This is a genomic window from Sphaerisporangium sp. TRM90804, assembly GCF_029846175.1.
GTDB lineage: Bacteria > Actinomycetota > Actinomycetes > Streptosporangiales > Streptosporangiaceae > Sphaerisporangium.
The window spans coordinates 118,159-137,968 of the sequence record NZ_JARWAC010000004.1 but is presented as its reverse complement, the minus strand read 5'-3'; the positions used below and the strand labels follow the sequence as shown (position 1 = coordinate 137,968).

12 protein-coding genes are annotated in these 19,810 nt (G+C 74.1%); 5 read left to right on the top strand and 7 right to left on the bottom strand.

Annotated features, from left to right (window positions below; genetic code table 11):
* Window positions 1–233: 233 nt before the first annotated feature.
* The gene (locus tag PYR91_RS04355; RefSeq protein WP_279777616.1) at window positions 234–1,793 is read left to right on the top strand and encodes an MFS transporter; all 1,560 of its coding nucleotides are present in this window, start codon (window positions 234–236) and stop codon (window positions 1,791–1,793) included.
* A 7-nt stretch (window positions 1,794–1,800) separates the two neighbouring features.
* Window positions 1,801–2,406, top strand: a complete 606-nt coding sequence (locus tag PYR91_RS04350; RefSeq protein ID WP_279777615.1) for a TetR/AcrR family transcriptional regulator — start codon at window positions 1,801–1,803, stop codon at window positions 2,404–2,406.
* A 182-nt stretch (window positions 2,407–2,588) separates the two neighbouring features.
* Here the strand turns inward: PYR91_RS04350 and PYR91_RS04345 are convergent, their stop codons facing one another.
* Window positions 2,589–4,379: an NAD+ synthase gene (locus PYR91_RS04345; RefSeq protein ID WP_279777614.1), complete on the bottom strand. Its 1,791-nt coding sequence runs from the start codon at window positions 4,377–4,379 to the stop codon at window positions 2,589–2,591.
* A 378-nt stretch (window positions 4,380–4,757) separates the two neighbouring features.
* The gene (locus PYR91_RS04340; RefSeq protein WP_279777613.1) at window positions 4,758–5,972 is read right to left on the bottom strand and encodes an MFS transporter; all 1,215 of its coding nucleotides are present in this window, start codon (window positions 5,970–5,972) and stop codon (window positions 4,758–4,760) included.
* A gap of 72 nt (window positions 5,973–6,044) precedes the next feature.
* Here PYR91_RS04340 and PYR91_RS04335 point away from each other — a divergent pair, with 72 nt between their 5' ends.
* Window positions 6,045–7,016: a DUF5937 family protein gene (locus PYR91_RS04335; RefSeq protein WP_279777612.1), complete on the top strand. Its 972-nt coding sequence runs from the start codon at window positions 6,045–6,047 to the stop codon at window positions 7,014–7,016.
* 39 nt (window positions 7,017–7,055) lie between these two features.
* Here the strand turns inward: PYR91_RS04335 and PYR91_RS04330 are convergent, their stop codons facing one another.
* Window positions 7,056–8,129 carry an expansin EXLX1 family cellulose-binding protein gene (locus PYR91_RS04330; RefSeq protein WP_279777611.1) on the bottom strand — a complete coding sequence of 358 codons (1,074 nt, stop codon included), beginning with the start codon at window positions 8,127–8,129 and terminating at the stop codon, window positions 7,056–7,058.
* A gap of 291 nt (window positions 8,130–8,420) precedes the next feature.
* Between PYR91_RS04330 and glnA the strand changes: the two genes are divergently transcribed.
* On the top strand, window positions 8,421–9,782 hold the full coding sequence (gene glnA / locus PYR91_RS04325) for a type I glutamate--ammonia ligase (protein ID WP_279777610.1): 1,362 nt from the start codon (window positions 8,421–8,423) through the stop codon (window positions 9,780–9,782).
* 129 nt (window positions 9,783–9,911) lie between these two features.
* Here glnA and PYR91_RS04320 read toward each other — a convergent pair whose 3' ends face one another.
* Window positions 9,912–11,600, bottom strand: coding sequence for a hypothetical protein (locus PYR91_RS04320; protein ID WP_279777609.1), 1,689 nt, complete (start codon window positions 11,598–11,600; stop codon window positions 9,912–9,914).
* A gap of 617 nt (window positions 11,601–12,217) precedes the next feature.
* Between PYR91_RS04320 and PYR91_RS04315 the strand changes: the two genes are divergently transcribed.
* A complete protein-coding gene (locus PYR91_RS04315) occupies window positions 12,218–12,958 on the top strand; it encodes a hypothetical protein (protein WP_279777608.1) in 741 nt (246 codons plus the stop codon).
* 230 nt (window positions 12,959–13,188) lie between these two features.
* Here PYR91_RS04315 and PYR91_RS04310 read toward each other — a convergent pair whose 3' ends face one another.
* From PYR91_RS04310 to PYR91_RS04300, 3 genes are read right to left on the bottom strand one after another with little or no spacing between them, the layout of a single operon-like run.
* On the bottom strand, window positions 13,189–15,309 hold the full coding sequence (locus PYR91_RS04310; RefSeq protein ID WP_279777607.1) for a hypothetical protein: 2,121 nt from the start codon (window positions 15,307–15,309) through the stop codon (window positions 13,189–13,191).
* Window positions 15,309–18,635, bottom strand: a complete 3,327-nt coding sequence (locus tag PYR91_RS04305; RefSeq protein WP_279777606.1) for a hypothetical protein — start codon at window positions 18,633–18,635, stop codon at window positions 15,309–15,311. The genes PYR91_RS04310 and PYR91_RS04305 overlap by 1 nt, the downstream gene beginning before the upstream one ends.
* A gap of 4 nt (window positions 18,636–18,639) precedes the next feature.
* Complete coding sequence (locus PYR91_RS04300; RefSeq protein WP_279777605.1) at window positions 18,640–19,809, bottom strand: hypothetical protein; 1,170 nt, start codon at window positions 19,807–19,809, stop codon at window positions 18,640–18,642.
* Between the last annotated feature and the right edge of the window lies 1 nt (window position 19,810).

The following is a 19,810-nucleotide window of genomic DNA, read 5'->3' as shown; positions in this document are numbered from 1 at the left end:
GACCCCGTCCTAGTCCCCGTTCCTGCGGCGATGCGGGTCACACCCGCGGCCTGGCAGGGGTCGTCGCCGCCGGTCGCGCGGCGCCGCCTCCTCGGTGTCGAAGACCCGGGCCGGCGGGTGCGCGGGCCCCTAATCGAAACGAGACGGTTGCGTATCGAATCAGGGAGCGCTACGGTAGCGTTGCGAAACTACACCGTATCGAAATTTGCGCAAAAGTACCTATGGGGGACGAAGTGCACCAACCAACGGGCCACCCACGCAGATGGCAGATCCTCGGCGTGATGGTGTTCAGCCTGCTGGCCATCGTCTTGGACAACACCATTCTCAACGTGGCGCTGAAAGTCATCTCCGACCCCGAAGCGGGGCTCGGGGCGACGCAGGGCCAGCTCGAATGGGCGATCAACTCCTACACGCTCGTCTTCGCCGGCCTGCTGTTCACCTTCGGGGTGCTGGGGGACAGGTTCGGCCGCAAGCGCATGCTCCAGGTCGGCATGATCCTCTTCGGCCTGTCGTCGCTGGCCAGCGCCTACGCGCAGGACCCCGCGCAGCTCATCGTCGCCCGCGCGGCCATGGGATTCGGCGCCGCCGCCGTCATGCCCGCCACCCTGGCGATCATCTCCAACGTCTTCTCCCCGCAGGAGCGCGGCAAGGCGATCGGCATCTGGGCCGGCGGCGTCGGCCTGGCCGTCGCGATCGGCCCGATCATCGGCGGCCTGCTGCTCGAGCACTTCTGGTGGGGCTCGGTCTTCCTGGTCAACGTGCCGGTCGTCATCGTCAGCTCCCTGCTGATCGCGTTCCTGGTGCCGGAGTCCAAGAGCGCCGACCGGTCGGGGCTCGACCCCGTCGGCGTCCTGCTGTCGATCGTCGGCATGGTCGGCCTGGTCTACGGCGTCATCCGGGGCGGCGAGCTGGGAACGATCGCCGACCCCGAGGTGTGGGCGCCGGCCCTCGTCGGCGTCGCCGTGCTCGCGGCCTTCGTCCGGCACGAGCGCAGGACCCCGCACCCCGCCTTCGACGTGCGCTACTTCGCGCTGCCGAGGTTCTCCACCGCCGTCGCGAGCATCGGCCTGGTCTTCTTCGCCATGATGGGCGTGATGTTCTTCCTGGCCTTCTACCTGCAGATCGTCAAGGGGTTCAGCCCACTGATGGCCGGTGTGCTGCTGCTGCCGTTCGCGGCGGCCCAGCTCGTCTTCTCGCCGCTCAGCACCGGAATGGTCAAGCGCTTCGGCGCCAAGCTGGTCGCCACGGTCAGCATGCTGCTCATCGCGGCGACGCTGGTGGGCTACGCGTTCATCCAGGTCGACACGCCCATCTGGGCCTTCCTGCTGATCATGTTCGTCCAGGGCGTCGCGATGGCCAGCATCGGCGCGCCCGCGACCGAGGCCGTCATGTCCTCGCTGCCGCGCGAGAAGGCCGGCGTCGGCTCGGCGATGACCAACACGATCCGACAGATCGGCGGCGCCCTCGGAGTCGCGATCCTCGGGTCCATCCTGTCGGCGACCTACCGCGACAACATCAGCGGCTCGCTGACCGCGCTGCCGGAGGGCGTCCGGCACGAGGCCGGGGAGTCCATCACGGCCACCATGGGCGCGGCCCAGCAGCTCGGCGCCCAGGGCGCCTCGCTGATCGAGCCGGCCAAGCAGGCGTTCATGGACGGCATGCACGTCAGCGCCGTGGTCGGCGCGGCCGTCGCGCTCCTGGGGGCCGCGGTGGTGGCGAGGTGGCTGCCGGGCAGGGAGAAGGCGGCACCACCCGTGCGGCAGCCGGATCACAAGGAACCCGCAGTAGTGTGAGCGCACCATGGTGACTGACGAGATGGGGGCGGTCCGCACGCCGGGCCGTCCCCGCAGCGAGAAGGCGGAGAAGGCGATCATCGACGCCACGGTCGAGATGATCGCCGAGGGCTCGGGCGTCTCCGAACTGTCGATCGAGGCGATCGCGGCGCGCGCGGGCGTCGGCAAGACGACGATCTACCGCCGCTGGGCCAACAAGGAGGAGCTGGTCGTCGACGCGATGGCCACCCTCAAGGCCCCGATCCCCGAGCCGGGTGGCGTCTCCGCCCGCGACGACCTCGTCAGCTTCCTCGCGGCGATCCTCAAGGAGACCGGCCACCCGAGGCACCGCTGCATCATGAACCTCGCGATGAGCGAGTCCGAGCGCTTCCCGCACCTGCTCGAACGCTTCCGCGAGATCGCGATCCAGCCCCGCCAGGCGGCCCTGCGCTCCCTGCTGCGCCGCGGCGCCCAGACCGGCGAGCTCCGCGCCGACATCGACGTAGAGGTCGCCATGGCCACGCTGAACGGCGCGATGGTCTACTTCACCAAGTGGCGCGACAAGGACGAGGTCCTCTCCCCCGACCTCCCCGAACGCATAGTCGACCAGGTCCTCACCGGCCTGCGCCCCTGACTCCGTCCGTCACCGCCGGCGAGCCTCCCAGGTGACGACGCGACGCGATCACCACCCGTCACTTCGATGGCGGCTCCGCCGGTGAACCGGCGTGAGCCGCCCGCCGGACGAGCGACGCGATCACGGGCTGCGTGTGCTCTTCGTCCGCACGGCGTTCGCCGAGATCAGGGTGCTGATCGAGGTCAGGAGGTCGGGGTCTCGCGCCAGCGGTTGGTTATGGGGAGGCGGCGGTCGCGGCCGAAGTTCTTGGGGGTGATCTTGGGGCCGGGGGGGTACTGGCGGCGCTTGTACTCGGCGAGGTCGACCAGGCGGATGACCCTCGCCACCAGCTCTGGGTCGTGGCCCGCCGCGATGAGGCCGGCCTTGCCCATGTCGTGCTCGACATAGTCGGCGAGCAGGCGGTCGAGGACGTCGTACGGCGGCAGGGAGTCGGTGTCGCGCTGGCCGGGGCGCAGCTCGGCGCTGGGCTCCTTGGAGATGGAGTTCTCGGGGATGGGCGGGACGGCGAAGCCGTGCAGCAGCTCGCTCTCGCGGCCGGCCTGGGCGTTGCGCCAGGTGGAGAGCTGCCACACCGTCGTCTTCAGGACGTCCTTGATGGGCGCGAAGCCGCCGGCGGAGTCGCCGTAGAGGGTGGAGTAGCCGGTGGCCAGCTCGCTCTTGTTGCCGGTGGTCAGCACCAGGTGGCCGTGCTCGTTGGACAGGCCCATGAGCAGCATGCCGCGCACCCGCGCCTGGAGGTTCTCGGCGGCCAGGCCGGTCAGCTCGACCTCCTTCTCGAAGGCGTCGACGATGCCCTCGATGGGCACCACCCGCGAGTGCAGCCCCTGGCGCTCGACGAGGTCGCGCGCGTCGCTCACCGAGTGGTCGGAGGAGTGGCGCGACGGCATGAGCACGACGTGGACGCGGTCGGGGCCCACGGCGTCGGCGGCGATGGTCGCGGTCAGCGCGGAGTCGATGCCGCCGGAGAGGCCCAGCACGACCGACTGGAAGCCGTTCTTGGTGAAGTAGTCGCGCACGCCGAGGACCAGCGCCGAGTAGACCTCCTCCAGGTCGTCCAGGCGCGGGGCCAGGGACGGCGGCTCCGCCGCGTAGGCGGGCACCGGCTCGGCCGACACCACCAGCCGCTCGACGGTGATCGTCGTGCCGTCGCCGGCGTCGACCGGGAACGAGCCCGGCCGGGCCGCCGGGTCGGCGAGCGGGAGGTCGAGGTCGGCGAACAGCAGCTCCTCGCGGAACTGCGCCGCCCGCGCCACCAGCGCCCCGGCGGCGTCGACCACGATGGAGTCGCCGTCGAAGATCAGCTCATCCTGGCCGCCGACCTGGTTGGCGTAGGCCAGCGCGCACCCGGCCTCGCGGGCGCGGTCGGCGCACAGCTCCAGCCGCACGTCGTCCTTCTCGCGCTCGTAGGGCGAGGCGTTGGGCACGACCAGCAGCCCGGCCCCGGCCTCGGCGACGGCGCGCACCGGGCCGCCGTCCTGCCACAGGTCTTCGCAGACCGCGATCGCCACGTCGACGCCGTGCAGCCGGAAGATCGGCAGGCGGTCGCCGCGCAGGAAGTAGCGGTACTCGTCGAAGACGCCGTAGTTGGGCAGGTGGTGCTTGGCCGTGCGCGTGACCACCCGGCCGCGGTGCACCAGCGCCGCGGCGTCCAGCGGGGCGCCCTTGGGCTGGCCGAGGCGCGGCGCGACGCCGGAGCGGTCGACGTAGCCGACGACGACGGGCAGCTCGCCGAGGCCCTCCTCGGCGAGGCGGGCGGCCGTGGCCTCCAGCGTCTCGATGGACGCGTCGACGAAGGACGAGCGCAGCACGAGGTCTTCGACGGGGTAGCCGGTCAGGAACATCTCGGTGAACACGACCAGATGGGCGTCGTTCTCCGCCGCGCGGCGCGTCCACTCGACGAGCTTGGCGGCGTTGGCGGAGAGAGCGCCCACCGCCGGGTTGGTCTGGGCGAGGGCGATACGCAGTTGTGGCACGGTCTCCACCTTACGTGTGGCGGTCGGGGGAGGACGGCGGCGCGTCGAGCCCGCGGACGGTGGCGCTCCGGTGCGCCGGCCCGCTTCCCGGCGGTCTCATCGTGCGCCCGCCGGACGCCGATGTCGACCGGGCGGTGCGCCCGCGCCTGGGGGGCGCTGCCGGACGCCGAGCAGGTGCGGGCCGAGGTCGGCTCGCCCGCCTGCGCCGGTACCCAGCGGGACGGGTCTGGCTCACTCGCCGGAAGGGGTTTCGGGCGGTCCTCATCCGCGCGGGGCGTCGCGGGCGGTCCTCATCCACGCGTGTCGCGGGCGGCCTCACCCGCGCGGGGCGTCGCGGGCGGCGGCCTCACCCTTGCGGGGGGTGTCGCGGGCGGCCCCTCACCCGCGCAGGGCGTCGCGGGTGGCGCGGCGGCGGATGGCCGGGGTGAGGGCGAACTGGCCGGCGGCGGCGACCAGGCCCACCGCGCCCACGGTGAGCCAGAGCGTGGCCTGGCCCCCCGAGAGCAGGCGGGTGCCGGCCAGGGGAGCCAGGAGCGCGCCCGCCGACCACGCGAAGCCGGCCGCGCCGTTGTAGCGGCCCCGCAGGTGCGCGGGGGCCATCGAGGCGACGAGCGCCCCGGTCGCCCCGGCCGTGACGATCTCACCGGCCGTCCAGACCACGACCGCGGCGGCGTAGCCGGCCGTGGTCGAGGCGAACGCCATGAGCCCGAAGCCCACGCCGACCACGGACATGCCCGCCGCCAGCGTCAGGCTCTGGTCGCGCTTGGCCAGCCAGTGGCTCACCAGCGGCTGGACGGCGACGATCAGCACGCCGTTGACCGCCATCGCCAGCCCGTACGCGGCGGTGGACAGCCCCTGACCGGTGATCGCCAGCGGCAGGGTGGTGAAAGCCTGGAGGTAGACGAAGGTGAACGCCAGGTTGGTGAGCATGAAGCCGATCATCAGCCGGTCTCTGAGCACCGTGCCGAAGCCGCCCGCCCGGCGCTCGCGCGCGGGCCGCGTCTCGGGGACCGCGCGCCACACGAGCACGCCGAACACCACGCAGGTCACGGCGTCGATCCAGAACAGCCAGAGGAAGCCGGACTGCGCGAGCCACCCGCCCGCCACCATGGCGACCGCGAAACCGAGGTTGACGGCCCAGAACAGCAGCCCGAACGCGCGGGGACGGTCGTGCGGCGGGATCAGGTCGGCCACCAGGGCCTGCGAGGCGGGACGGTAGGCGTCCATCACCAGGCCGAGCACCGCCATCGAGGCGACGATCGCGGGCAGGGAGGTGCTGTAGCCGAGCACGATCATGGCGACGGCCGTGGCCAGCATCCCGCCGGTGAGCACGGCGCGGCGTCCCAGCCGGTCGCTCAGCCACCCGGCGACGAGCTGGGAGACCAGCGATCCCACGCCGAACACCGCCATCACGGCGCCCGCCGCCAGCAGCGACAGGCCGCGCGCCTGGGTGAGGTAGACGCCGATGAAGGGCTCGACCATCGTGCCGAGCCTGTTGACGAAGGTGCCGCCGAAGAGCACCCAGAACGGTCTCGGCAGCCCTCCGAGCCTGGACTGGAGAAGGGTGGGCTTGGCGGTCGCGGTACTGGTCACGGCTAAACCTTGGACAGGTGTTCGCATCGGCGCCATTCTTTTAGGGCTGGCTAAATCTCGGGGGTGGGGGCCGTGGGAAGGGTCGACTGGCGCTTCGACGCCGAGGACGTCGCGCGCGTGCGCTTCGCGTTCTCTCCGCTGTGGGAGCTGGTGGCGAGCCTGCGGGCGCTGCGCGCCCCCGCGAGCCACTCGCCGCACCTGCCGTGGCTGCGCGCCGTACGCCCCCGGCTGGCGTCGCTCGACCTCGCCGAGTTGTTCGCCCTGGTGCCCGCGCACGGCTACATGGCCGACTTCCTCACCCCGCCGCCCGAGACGCCGCTGCCCGACTTCGCCGCCGAGCTGGCCCGGGTGCGTCTGGCGTCTCCGGCGCAGGCCGCCGAGGAGGCCGCGTGCGTGGAAACGCCGGACGCGGGGTCGATGGCCCGGTTCCTCGCCGACCCCGCCGCCGGGGTCCGGCGGGTCGCCGACACTCTCGGCGCCTACTGGGAGCTGGCGCTGGAGGAGTTCTGGCCGCGGGTGCACGGCCTGCTGGAGGCGGACGTGCTGTGGCGGCTGCGGCGGCTGGCCGCGGGCGGGGCCCGGGAGCTGTTCGCCGACCTGCATCCGTCCGTCCACTGGGAGGGCGGCCGGCTCCGCACCGCGACGACGGGGGAGTGGTGCCACAGCGGCGACGTGGGCGGCGACGGCCTGCTGCTGGTGCCCAGCGTCTTCCGCTGGCCGGGCATCGCGGTCATGACCGAGCCCTACCAGTCGATGCTCGTCTACCCCGCCCGCGGGGTCGGCACCCTGTGGGAGAGCGGCCCGCCGCCCGCGCCCGGCGCGCTCGCCGCCCTGATCGGCAGCACGCGGGCCCGGCTGCTGATCTGCCTGGGCGACCCGGTGTCCACCACCGCGCTTGCCCGGCGGCTGTCGCTCACCCCCGGAGCGGTCTCCCAGCATCTGTCGGTGCTCAGCGGCAGCGGCCTGGTGACCCGCAGCCGCCTGGGCCGCGAGGTCCTCTACCGCCGCACCCCTACCGGCGACACCCTCGTCGCCGGCTCGTGAGCCCCGCGCGGATTCAGCACTCGTGAGCCCCGCGCTTGCTCAGCAGAGGAAGGGGGGCGCGGAGGGGAGCGCGGTGAGCGGGGCTCGCTCGGGGAACTCGGGCATGGCCTGGCCGGCCTCGCCGCCGGCCGCGCGAGCGGCGGCGGCGCTGCCCTGCGGATCTTCGCCAGGCCCCGTGCCGAGGCTCGTACCGGACTCCGTGCCGGGGCGCGTTCCGCCTGCCGTGACCGTCCCCTCGTGTGGGCCGGTCTCCCCGCCGGGCCCCGCCCGGTCGGGGGCCCTCTGGCCCGCGCCTCCGTACGCGTCGCCCGGTGCGCCCGGGCCCTCCGGCGTGCCGGCGCCGGGCGGGGACGGCGTCTGCCCGGGGGGCGTGCCGTGCCGCCGCACCGGAGTCGCCGTCGGGCCGTACAGACGGCGGCCGGTGCGCTGGAGCCGTTCGGAGCCCAGGGTGATGCCGCCGGCCGTCAGCCGCTGGCCGTGCACGTCGGTGATGCGCACGGTGTACGGCCCCGCGCCGGCGCCCCGGCCGGCGACCCAGTAGTTGCCGGAATCGCGGGTGAGCGCGCGCCAGCGCCCGTCGTCGAGGATCTCCAGCGAGCGCAGCGGATTGCCGTGGTCGACGGCCTGGATGGCCAGCCAACGGGCGGAGGAGCCCTTCTTGAGGCGGAACGCCACGGGACGGGGCACCGCCGGGTTGTGCACGGTGTGGTAGCTGACCGCCACCGCGCTCTCGCCGGGATCGGCGATGCGGGCGAACGCCGCCGGGCTCATGTCGAGCCGGCCCGGCGGGCACGCCGGGCACTCGTCGATCACCTGCACCCGCACCGTGCCGCGCGGGCCGGTGACGTCCAGGTAGGCGCCGCAGGCGGCGGAACCGGCGTACTCGGCCGAGGACACGGCCGTCACCATGTCGCCGCGCACCGCGCCCGTCAGCGAGCACGTGCCGGCGACCACGCCGGCCGGGTCGGGGACGGCCGCCTCCCCGGCGCAGGCGGCGTTCCTCCCGGCCTGCGCGCCGAGCGCCAGGAGCGTGAGGGCCGCCGCCATGGAGGCGGCCCAGGCCACCCGCTGCCGCAGGCCCGGTTGCCGGGCGTGCCGCCGCTCCGCGTTCATGTGCTCTCCCTGGCCGGTCGTCAGCCTTGACCAATACACACCGAGACGATGCTGTCACTTTACGTGATGTGACCCGGGGTCCGTCATACGCATGGCGGGATCGCGTGTTGCCCGGGGGTCCGGCCCCGGACCGGGTGGGGCGGGATCCTTCTAACATCGAACCCACGTAACGTGTAAGAAACACCAGGCGGGCAGACTGGTAGATGACCAGACAAGTCTTCCGCCGACTCAGAGAATGGCTCAGCGCGACGACGAATGGTGTCCGATCACGTCCGGCAGAATGGGGATGCCTTGGACCGCCAGCAGGAGTTCGTGCTCCGTACCCTCGAAGAACGCGACATCCGGTTCATCCGGCTGTGGTTCACCGACGTACTCGGCTTCCTCAAATCGGTGGCCATCGCGCCGGCCGAGCTGGAGGGCGCGTTCGCCGAGGGCATCGGCTTCGACGGGTCGGCGATCGAGGGCTTCGCGCGCGTCTATGAGTCCGACATGCTCGCCAAGCCCGATCCGGCGACCTTCCAGATCCTTCCGTGGCGCAGTGAGACGCCGGCGGCGGCCCGCATGTTCTGCGACATCCTCATGCCGGACGGCTCGCCGTCACACGCCGACCCGCGCTGGGTGCTCAAGCGCACGCTGGCCAAGGCCGCCGACATGGGCTTCACCTTCTACACCCACCCCGAGGTGGAGTTCTTCCTGCTGAAGGAGCGGCCCGGGGACGGCGCCAGGCCGGTGCCGATCGACTCCGGCGGCTACTTCGACCACACGCCGCACAGCTCCGGCCACGACTTCCGCCGCAACGCGATCATGATGCTGGAGTCGATGGGCATCTCGGTGGAGTACAGCCACCACGAGGGCGGCCCCGGCCAGCAGGAGATCGACCTGCGGTACGCCGACGCGCTCACCACGGCCGACAACATCATGACCTTCCGCCTGGTCATGAAGGAAGTGGCGCTGGAGCAGGGCATCTGGGCGTCGTTCATGCCCAAGCCGTTCACCGAGTTCCCCGGCTCGGGCATGCACACCCACATGTCGCTGTTCGAGGGCGACCGCAACGCCTTCTACGAGCCGGGCGCCGACTACCAGCTCTCCAAGATCGGCCGGTCGTTCATCGGGGGCCTGCTCAAGCACGCGGCGGAGATCACCGCGGTGTGCAACCAGTGGGTCAACTCCTACAAGCGCCTGTGGGGCGGCGCCGAGGCCATCGCCGGCCTGGGCGGCGAGGCGCCGAGCTACGTGAGCTGGGGCCACAACAACAGGTCGGCCCTGGTGCGCGTGCCGATGTACAAGCCGCACAAGGGCAACTCCACCCGCGTGGAGTTCCGCTCCCTCGACTCCGCCTGCAACCCGTACCTGGCGTTCGCCGTGATCCTGGCCGCAGGCCTGAAGGGCATCGAGGGCGGCTACGAGATGCCCCCGGGAGCCGAGGACGACGTCTGGGCGCTGACCGCCGCCGAACGCCGCGCCCTCGGCATCGACCCCCTCCCGCAGAGCCTCGACGAGGCCATCACCACCATGGAACGCAGCGAACTGGTCGCCGAGACCCTCGGCGAGCACGTCTTCGACTACTTCCTGCGCAACAAGCGCACCGAGTGGCACGAGTACCGCCGTCAGGTCACCGAGTTCGAACTGGGCAGGTACCTGCCGGTCCTGTGAGGCCGGTCCGGTGAAGTGAGCACGACAGACGTGGGGCCGGCGGTGTCAGACCGCCGGCCCCACGTCGTGTCTCCCCAGGCCGTCGCGGGGCGGCTCCGCCGGCCCTCTTCGCCTGCCGGGCGGGCTGGTTCAGGTGCGCTTCAGGACGCCGGTGAGGCCCGCTACGACGGCGGTGGTCAGGATCCAGCCGGCGGCGATGAGGGCCCAGCCCAGGTAGAGGGCGCCCGCCTGGGGGCGCCAGGCGCCGTCCTGGCCGAGGTCGACGATGGGCAGGAGCACGTCCAGGGTGTAGGCCAGCGGCACGAAGGCGGGCGGGGAGGTCACCGTGGGGGTCATGGGGGAGTGGGCGAAGACCCAGGTGCCGACGGCGGTCAGCGCCGCGAGCCACACGCCTGCCAGCCAGGTGCGGTAGCCGTAGCCGACGGTCAGGTACAGCAGCCAGTTGACCAGTCGTCCGCCGGGGTTGAGGACGCGCCTGCGGTGCCACAGCTTGGCGATCGCGACCTTGCGCGCGTCCTCCTCGCGGCCCGCCCGGCGGTAGACGGCGGAGAGCTGGTCGTAGATCTGGGGCGTGTAACCGTCCTGGTGGAGGCCGAGCCAGGTCAGCCTGGCCCGCACTCCCACCCGGTCGTGGGCCAGGGAGTCGTAGGCGAACCCCCGCAGGTGGAGCCGGGACGGCCAGCTTCCCTGGTCGTCACTGAGCACGCCGACGCGCGCGCTGGTGAGGTCGATCGCCCCGTCCGAGCCGCGGGCCGGGTGGAGGGACAGATAGGCGACCTGGCAGCCTTCCAGGTCGAGCGCGAGCCCGCCGGGGTTGGCGAGGGCGGCGCCGCTGAGTTCGAGCCGGCCGCCGATGTGGGCGCCGGCGAGGCGGACCTGGCCGGTCGCGGTGAAATCCCGCCCGCAGAGCATGTTCTGCCCGACGGTGAGCCGATCGGCGGTGAGGGCGTCCGCGCCGGGGTTGGCGAGCGTGGCGCCGGTCAGGTCGAACTGGCCGCCGATGTGGGCGCCGGCGAGGCGTACCTCGCCGGTGGCGGTGAAGCCCTCACCGCAGAACACGCCCTGGTCGACGGTGAGCCGGTCGGCGCTGAGGGCGTGCCCGCCGGGGTTGTCGAGTGCGGCGCCGCTCAGGTCGAGCGTGGCGCCGATGCGGGCGCTGACCAGGCGGACCTGGCCGGTGGCGGTGAAGCCCTCACCGCAGAACACGCCCTGGTCGACGGTGAGCCCGTCGGCGACCAGGGCCACTCCTCCGGGGTTGGTGAGGGTGGCGCCGTTCAGGTCGAACTGGCCGCGGATGTGGGCGCCGATGAGGCTGACCTGGCCGGTCGCGGTGAAGCCCTCCCGGCAGAACACGTCGCCGTCCACGGCGAGCCCGTCGGCGAACAGGGCGTCCCCGCCGGGGTTGGCCAGGGCGGCGCCGTTCAGGACGAGCTGACCGCCGATGCGGGCGCCGACGAGGCCGACCTGGCCCGTCGCGGTGAAGCCCTTTCCGCAGAACATGCCCTGGTCGACGGTCACCCGGTCGGCGATCAGGGTGTCGCCGCCGGGGTTGGCCAGGGTGGCGCCGCTCAGGTTGAGCGAGCCGCCGATGTGGGCGCCGACGAGGTTGACCACCCCTTCCGTCGCCGTGACCGCGCCGAGGTCGAGGTCCCCCCTGGTCTGCAGCTGCCTGGCGTTGATGGACGGGAACCGGGAGCCGGGAAGCCGTACCGCCGGGACCGTCGCGCCGCTGAGGTCGACGGGCTCCTCGATCAGGCAGTCCTCCAGAGTGAGGGGGCAGATGACGGTGCAGGCCTCCAGATCGAGCGAGCCCGTCACACGTGCCCCACGCAGCTTGACGCCCCGGATCCGCCCGTCGGCGGGTGTCCGGACACCGGTGAGAAGCTCGACCAGCAGCGCGGCCCGAACCGTACGGCCCTTCCCCCGTTCACCGGCGTCCCCCGGCTCCGGGCGACGCCCCCCGAGATCGAGGAGGGTGCCAGTCCCCACCGCCCCGACCAGCCGGCGTTCCGGCTCACTGAGCTCCTCGTCTCCCAACGCCCGGCCCTCCCGCTGACGATTCACCCGCACCCCAAGGACGCGCGGCCCCCCCGTTCGGAGCACGCTCCGCCCCCACGACGTGGCGTTCGTGTGCGCGGCGGAGCGGTTGTCGCTCTCGCCGGGAGTGGAGGTCGCCTCGACGACGTTGGCCGGGGGCCGTCCCCAGGGTGCTGACGCGGTCCGTGCGGGGGCGGGGGCGTTCGTCCCTCTGTGCCGACTCGGAGCGGCGGCTCGGACGCGTGGCGTCATGTCGCTGTTACGGGCGGCTAACCGGGTGGTCATGCGTGCCTGGTTTCATAGGGGTTGGGACGCGCGGGATAAAATGTGATGGTTTCTAGCGTTATTTACCAATAGAGGCTCCGCGATGGCGCGGGGCAGCATGGGGGTGTCGCTACATGCCGACTTCCGCCGGTCTGCAGACCGTGCTGAACGTTCCAGCCCGTTTCCGCGGCCCGCGGGACGGCGTGGCGAACGGCGGCTGGGTGGCGGGCACGCTGGCCGGCGCTCTCGCCGAGGTCGCGGACGGGGCGCACGCGCTGGAGGTGACCCTGCACCGGCCGGTCCCCCTGGACACGCCGCTGACGGTCGGCCCGGTGGTCAACTGCGTCTCGCTCTCCCACGGAGACCAGGTGCTGGCCGAGGCGATCCCCGTCGCCGAGGAGATCACGCCGCCCCCGTTCGTCCCCTTCAACGACGCCGCCAAGGCCGAGGCCGGGTTCGCCGGCATGGCCGGCGGCCATCCCGCCCCCGGCTGCTTCGTCTGCGGACTGCGCGGCCCCGGCGACGGCCTGCGCATCTTCCCCGGCCCGGTCGACGGCACCGACGTGGTCGCCGCCGGCTGGCGCGTCCCGGTCACCGTGACCGACCAGGACGGCGGCATACCCGACGCCCTCATCTGGGCCGCCCTCGACTGCCCCACCGGCTGGTCCCACGCCCGCCCCGGCCAGGGCCTCCCCGGCGTGCTGGGCCGCATCACCGCCCAGGTGTTCCGCCGCGTCTACCCCAACGGCACCTACTCCGTGGTCGCCCGCCCCACCGGCCGTGAAGGCCGCAAGTTCTTCGGCACCTCAGCCGTCTACGAACTCGACGGCACCCTGGTCGCCGCCGCCAAGACCACCTGGATCACCCCCCGCTGACGCGAGAACGCACTTCATCGTCCGCGTGTCACCCACCGGGCGGCCCCGTCGGCTTGCCCGTGCTCCGGTGTGCCGGGGGATGGAGCGCGGCCGCGGCCGAGGTACCTGGGCCCGTGTCGGCGGAAGGACCGTCACCCGCCGGACACGCGTGAGGCCCGACCTCGAAGGCGGCTCCCCCCATACCGGGGAAGGCGGCGGCGTTGTGCGGCGAAAGGCTCCGCGGGGGCGGGCTAGATGATGCCGGTGCTGGTCAGCAGGGTGACGAGCCACCTGGTGAACAGGGCCAGGACCGTGAGGACCGCCAGGGCCGAGGCGCCGAAGACGGTCCAGCGAAGCATTCGGTGGGCGAGCGGGACGAGTGCGGGGGGGCGCCTGCTCGGGGTCCACGGGCGGCGGAGGTCCGCCGTCTTGAGCGGCTCGGCGTTGCCCGGGCCTGAGGGTTTGACCGGCTCGGCGTCGCCGGAGTGTGAGGGCTTGGCCGGCTCGGCGTGGGCCGAGTCCGAGGGCTTGAGCGGTTCGGCGCTGTCCCGGGCCGCCGTTTCGGGTGGCTCGGTGGCGTTCAGGTCTGCGGGCTCCGAGGGAGCGGTCCTGTGCGGGTCCGCGGGGTCCGGAGAGGCCGTGCCGTTCAGGTCCGCGGGGTCCGAGGGGGCGGCGCTGCGCGCGTCTGCGGGCGTGGGACGTCCGGAGGTGTCCGGGAGCCGGGTCTTGGGGGTTCCGGCGGGCGCGGGGCTGGGTTCGGGGGTGGGCGGGGTGTCGTCCGCGTCGGAGAAGGTCGGGGCGGGGCTCGGGGTGGTGGGGCGGCCGTTGGCGCGGGGGGGCGGGGAGGAGTCGGGGAGGGGGAGGCCGGTCAGCCAGGTCAGGAGGGAGCTGATGGCCGGGTAGTCGGGGGGCAGGCCCGAGGCCAGGTAGCGGACCTCGGTGGCCGTGCGGGCCAGGTCGCGGACCATGTTGCCCAGGCCGACGCCGTCGAACCACGCGGGCAGGTGGTCGGCGTCGCGGCCCACGCCGGTCTCGCGCAGCAGGTCGGCCTTGGTGACGACCACGGCGACACGACGCTGCCGGGCACCGTCGGTGCGGCCCGCCAGCTCGTTCCTGACCCGCTGGAAGGTGTCGGACGGGTCCTCGGGGGACAGGACGACGCCGGCGCGCTTGAGGGCGCCGCGCTCCGCCGCCGACAGGCCGTGCTGGACGAGCGGCAGCGCGAACGGGTCGACCACGATCAGCATGGCCTCGCCGTGGGCGAGGTAGCTCATCGCCTCCACCTTCGCGGCGCCCGTGAAACCCTCCCCGGACGGGTCGAACAGGTACAGGATGCGGTCGCCGCCCGCCGCCTTGGAGCGGGGCAGCGCGATGTCCACCATGGTCGCCGACGGCGCCAGGCTGGCGGTCTTGGTCACCTTCCCGGCCCGCAGCTCCTCGCGGAACCGGGCGAACGCCAGCTCGTCGCCCTGGACGACGAACCCCGCCCGGCCGTCCGCCGCCTTCACCGCGTCGTGCAGGGCGTTGATCGCCAGCACCATGAACGTCGTCTTGCCCGCGTCGGGCCCGCCGACGAAGGGCAGCGGCTCGATGCGGGCGCGGCCGATCCGATGGGGCAGCGCCCGCCCGCACGACGGGCAGTACGCCCGCAGCCGGAAGCGGCCGAGCACGATGGCGGTGGGCAGTCGCGTGCCGCACCGGCACACGTGCCGGAACGCGCCGTCGAGGTTCGGCGTCAGGTGCCGGTGGCGCTCGCCGCACGTCGGGCAGGCGTACTCGGGCAGGACGATCTCGGCGTAGCACTGCGGATGCGGGCAGGTCTGCAGGATCCGCCGCACCAGCATGAAGACCCGTTCGGCGCCGCGCAGCAGCAGCAGGCCCGCCACCCACACCGGCGCCGCGACGCAGAACACCAGCGCGTACGCCACCGCGACCGCGACGCCGGCCGCCGCGAGCGGGACGGTGGCCACGGCCGCCCCGGCCACGAGGCCGAGCCAGACCGGAAGCGTGAAGAACCCCTGCGGGCCGCCCATGAGCGTCTTGGTGACGCTGGTCAGCAGCTGGCCGGCGGTGCGCGCCATGACGGGGACGGCCGACCGCAGGGCACGCCAGCCGTCGAGCGGCATCTGCCCGAACAGCGGGTGGCGGTAGGCGGGGTCCCTGCCGGGCCCGGCGCCCGGCGGCGCCACGGCGGAGGCTCCCACCGCCCGGGCCGGCAGCAGCACCCGCGCGGCCGCCAGGAAGTAGTACCCGGCCGCGGCCAGCGTGGCGGCGACGACGGCGAGCACGACGACCACCGGGAACACGTACAGGAACCCGAAGTACATGCACGCGCACCACACCACGAACAGGAGGATCGCCGCCAGGGGCATCAGCGCGCCTCCCGCTTCCACGGCGGCCCGCGCCGGCCCTTGGCCATCTCCCTCAGCCCGGCGGCCAGCTCGCCGTCGCGCCTGAGGCGGGCCTCCAGCGACCCGAACAGCGACCAGCCGTTCAGCCGGGACCTCGCCCAGGAGTCCAGCGTCGTGACGACCACGCCCGCCTGGTGCAGCCGAACGGCGACCTCCACCAGCTCGGCCTCCTCGGCGCGGTCGACGCGCCCGTCCAGCCACGCGTCCGCGAGCCGGGCGCGGGCGCCGCCGGGCAGGGCGGCGACGGCCTCGGCGCGGAACCGGGGATCGCGCCGCGTCAGGGCGCGCGCGGCCGCGGCGATCGCCTCCCGCAGCAGCTCCTCGTCGGCCTCAAGTGCCAGCCCGTCCAGCCGCTCCACCAGCGCGGCGGCGGCGGCCGGGTCGCCCGCGTCGTGGACGGCCGCGGCGAGCAGCACCGCCTCGGCGTCGGTGGCGGGGTAGCCGGGGACGGTCGCGCGCACCAGCTCGGCCAGCCGCACGACGTCCGGATCGTCCACCCCGTCCTCCAGGTACGCCCGCGCCGGCAGGTCGCAGAGGTACGCCGACGCCGCGACGCCCGCCCCGAGCATGCCCACCAGCGCGACGCACTCGGCGGTCGCCGGGGCCGCCTCCCACATCGCCTCAAGCGCCGCGTCCACCTCCGCCGCGACGTCCCCCTCGGCCTCGACGGCGTGCCCGCCCCCGCCGTCACCGGAGTGCCGCCCGTCGCCCCGGGGGACGTCCCCGCCCGAACCGGTGTGCCGGTGGCCGCCCGCGCCGTGGTGCTGGTGGGCGTCCGGGATGACGTGCCCGTCGCTGTCGAGCTGCCGGCCGGTCTCCGGGTGTCCGCCCGTGCCGCCGGGAGCGTGTGTGCCGCCGGGCCGGTGGGCGCTTGGCGTGTGGCCGGGGCTGGGTGTCCGGTCGTGTTCGGCCGCGCCGGGGCGTCCGCTCGGCGGGGCTGGGTCGTCACCGCTCGGGGGGACTTCGGCGTGCTCGGCCGGCCAGGCGCCTTCGTGCGGTGCCTGGTCGTGACGGGCCGGGCCGGCGTGCTCGGCCGGGGTGGCGGGGAGGTGCGTTCCTTGCGCGGGGTGGCCGGTCCGCCATCCGGTATCGGGGCCGGTCGTCGTGGCCCGGGGTGAAGCGGCCGGTGGGGGTGGGGGCCGGTGTCGTGCTTCGGAGGCGAGGTGGACGAGGCGGGCCGTCGCGTCGACGCGGGACAGGTGGCCGTTGCGGGCCTGGGAGAGCAGGACGGCGGTGGCGGTGCGCGGCGCGGGCGACAGGTCGTGCCGCTCCAGGCGGGCGCAGACGGCGTCCGTCAGGGCACGGCGGCGGATCGCGGGCGATGCCTGCTCCAGCCCGGACACCAGCCCGGTGAGCACGGCCCCGCGAAGCTCCACGGGGGTGCGTTCGAGTAATCGGGCGACGTCGCCGAGGCCCGCCCGGGCCAGCGCTTGGACCGCGCTCTCGACGGCGGGCGGCGAGAGCGGCGCGCCGATCGCGTGGGCCGTGCGGACGACGTCCGCCAGCCCGTCCATGTCGCGCGCGGCGGCCAGCGCCCGCGCGGCCTCGGCGCGCAACGCCTCCCCGGTCTCGCCGCGCACGGGCGGCGGGGGCGTCGGCAGCGACGGGTCGCGCAGGGCGAGCACCGCGCAGCGCGCCGCGAAGGAGTCGGACCAGTCGGCCGGCGCCAGGGCGCGCGACGCCGACGCCAGCTCGAACGTCATGTCGCCGGCCATCACCCCGAGGTCGCGCCAGACCCACGCGGGCAGCCCCCGGTGCAGCGTGCGCGCGATGGCCGACTGCTCCTCGGCGTCGACGTCCGAATCCCCCCGGCAGAAGGCCAGCAGCGACGCGGCGGCCTGCGGATCCAGAACCGTCTGCCCCGCCCCGCCGGGCGCCACCTCACCGGGCCGGGCCTCACCGGGCCGCGCCTCGCCCGGCCGCGCCCCGGCGCCGGTGCCGCGGGTTCCGCGCCACCTGCCGGCCCTGTCGTCACCCGGAGCCGGGGCGGACCGTCCGGAACCGTGGTGACCGCCGAATCCCGCTGGCGGCCCCGTGAAGTCGTGTCCGGCGGGCCGTCCGGCGCGGTCGTGTCCGGCCGGTTCGCCGGGGCGCGCACCGCCGCCGCGCCCGGACGGTCCTCCAGCGCCGTAGTGCTCGCCGGTGTCGTATCCGGCTGATCCGCCGCCGCGCACCCCGGTGTCGTACCCGGCCGGTTCGCCAGGGCGCACCCCGGTGTCCTGCCCGGCTACTCCTGCTCCGCCGTCGGACACGGCCGGTCGTCCGCCGGTGTCGTGCCCGGCTGGTCCGGCGGGCCGCGCGTCGACGGCGTACGCGTCCGGGGCTCCGGCGCCGTGGCCGGGGGAGGCGTGTCCGGTGTCGTCGTGGCTCCTCGCGGCCCGGCCGGGGGCGTCGTAGGTGCCGGGGTCGCCGGGAGCCTCGTGCTCGGGGGGCGGGGCGGGCTCGGTCAGTTCGGCGATGGCGTCGATGCCGGCAAGGTCCATGCGGCGCCAGCAGGCCGTCATCGTGCGGGCGAAGCGGCCGGGGGGCGCGGCGGGCCGCACGGCTTCGTCCAGGTGGACGACGGTGGCGTCGATGTCGGACGGCATCCACACGTCGGGGGTGGTGCCGACGACGACGTACGGGGCCGAGGCGGGGTCGGCGCTGTAGGTCAGGAACGACAGGCGGGCCGCCACCGGCCACGGCAGCGAGTAGGAGATCAGCCCGATCCACCGGACGATGCGCTCCACCTCGGCCGAGACCAGCACCACCCGCCCGTGGCCGCGCGCGAGGGCGCCGCCCACCGTCTCCAGCAGCCCGGCCAGCCGCGCGTAGGAGTCGTCGCCGCCGGTGGCGAGCCACTCGCCCAGCGACTCGGGGTCCACGCGGTCGCCGGGCACCAGGTCGGCCAGCTCGGGCAGGGCCGTGCCGGTCGCGGCGGGGGAGTCGGACCACACCGGCGACTGCCAGAACTCCACCGGCCGCAGCCCGGTCAGCTCACCGGCCGAGGCGACCACCGCGTGCCCGAGGAAGTTGCCGTACCTGCCCGAGTAGTCCTGCCCGAGGTACACGCACCGGGTGAGGACGCGCAGCTCGCCCAGCGGCCCGTACGCGAGCGCGACCGGCAGCGCGGCCACCTGCGCCGGGGTCGGGGCGAGCGGCGCCGAGGGCGGCGGCCGGTAGGCGAGGTAGGGCGCGACCCGCCCGGCCAGGCCGTGCGGCAGCCCGGACGACTCGGCCACGAACTGGAAACCGGCGCGCCCGGTCGGGCCCGCACCGGCGGAGGTGTAGTGAAGCTGCCAGGCCACCACGTCACCTCCGCAAGCCCTTGAGCATCCCGAACCGGTGCAGGAGCCACAGCAGGGGATCCTCCACGCGGTAGGGACGAATGCCGCCCGGGCCCACCGTGCCCGTGCCGGGCACCCCGCCGAGCGCGGACAGGCCGAACAGCGCGAAGTCGGTGAAGTGCTGCCGCAGGTAGCGGTCGACCATGCCCGCCTGCCACTCGTCGAGCAACGCCCTCACCTGCTCGTGCACGGCCTCGCGGTCGTCCAGGTCGAGGGCGCCGGTGGGCGTGCGGGCCCGGTGCAGCGCCGACTGGGAGTCCATGCCCTCCTGCAGCGCGTCGATCTTGCTCAGCGCCACCGCCACCGGCACCCTCAGTCGCCCCGACCCGCCGCGGTCGCGCAGCAGCTCGGTGACCCGGCTGATGACGTTGATCGGGTCGCTGTCGGGGTCGGCCGCGTTCGCGCCGCTGCGGGCCTGGGCCGCGCCGCTCAGCGAAGCCTTGGCCCCCGGCAGCTCCAGGGGGTCGATCAGGAACACGACGGCGTCGGCGGCGTTGAGGTAGCGCAGGTGGGTCTCGGTGGACTCGCGGCTGCGCAGGTCTTCGCCGGCGGTGTCGAACAGCACCAGGGTGAGCGACACCGTGCGGCTGCGCAGGCGGCCCGGCACGGTGCGCGTGAGCAGGTAGACCAGCGGGTCGCGCGGCTCGGTCGCCGCGGGCCGGGTGGTGCTCAGCAGCCGCTGCTCCCCGTACAGCGGCCGGGCGAAGTCCTGCTTGTAGCGGGCGATCGTGCGGTCGTCGCAGGCGACCAGCGAGGCGTCCAGCTCGGCCCCCACCCGGTTGGTCAGCTCGTGCAGCAGCACGGCGATGTAGGTGCTCTTGCCCGACCCCTTGGCGCCCACCAGCGCCACGATGCGCCCGGGGTTGGCGCAGTACTCGGCGGGAAGCCGGTTGTGGCACTCCGGGCACACCCGCCAGCCGGTGGAGCGCCCGCAGTCGGGGCAGTCGGCGCGCCGCCCCGGCCTGCGCACCGCGAACACCGGGGGCAGGGACGCGGCGGCCGGGGAGCCGAGGTAGTGGGCGAGGGTCTCGTCCAGACGGGGGTCGCAGCCGCCGCCGAGGCCGGAGCCGCCCAGGCAGCGGAACGCGATGCGGTCGCGCGCGACGCGCTCGAAGCAGTAGGGGCAGGTGATCACG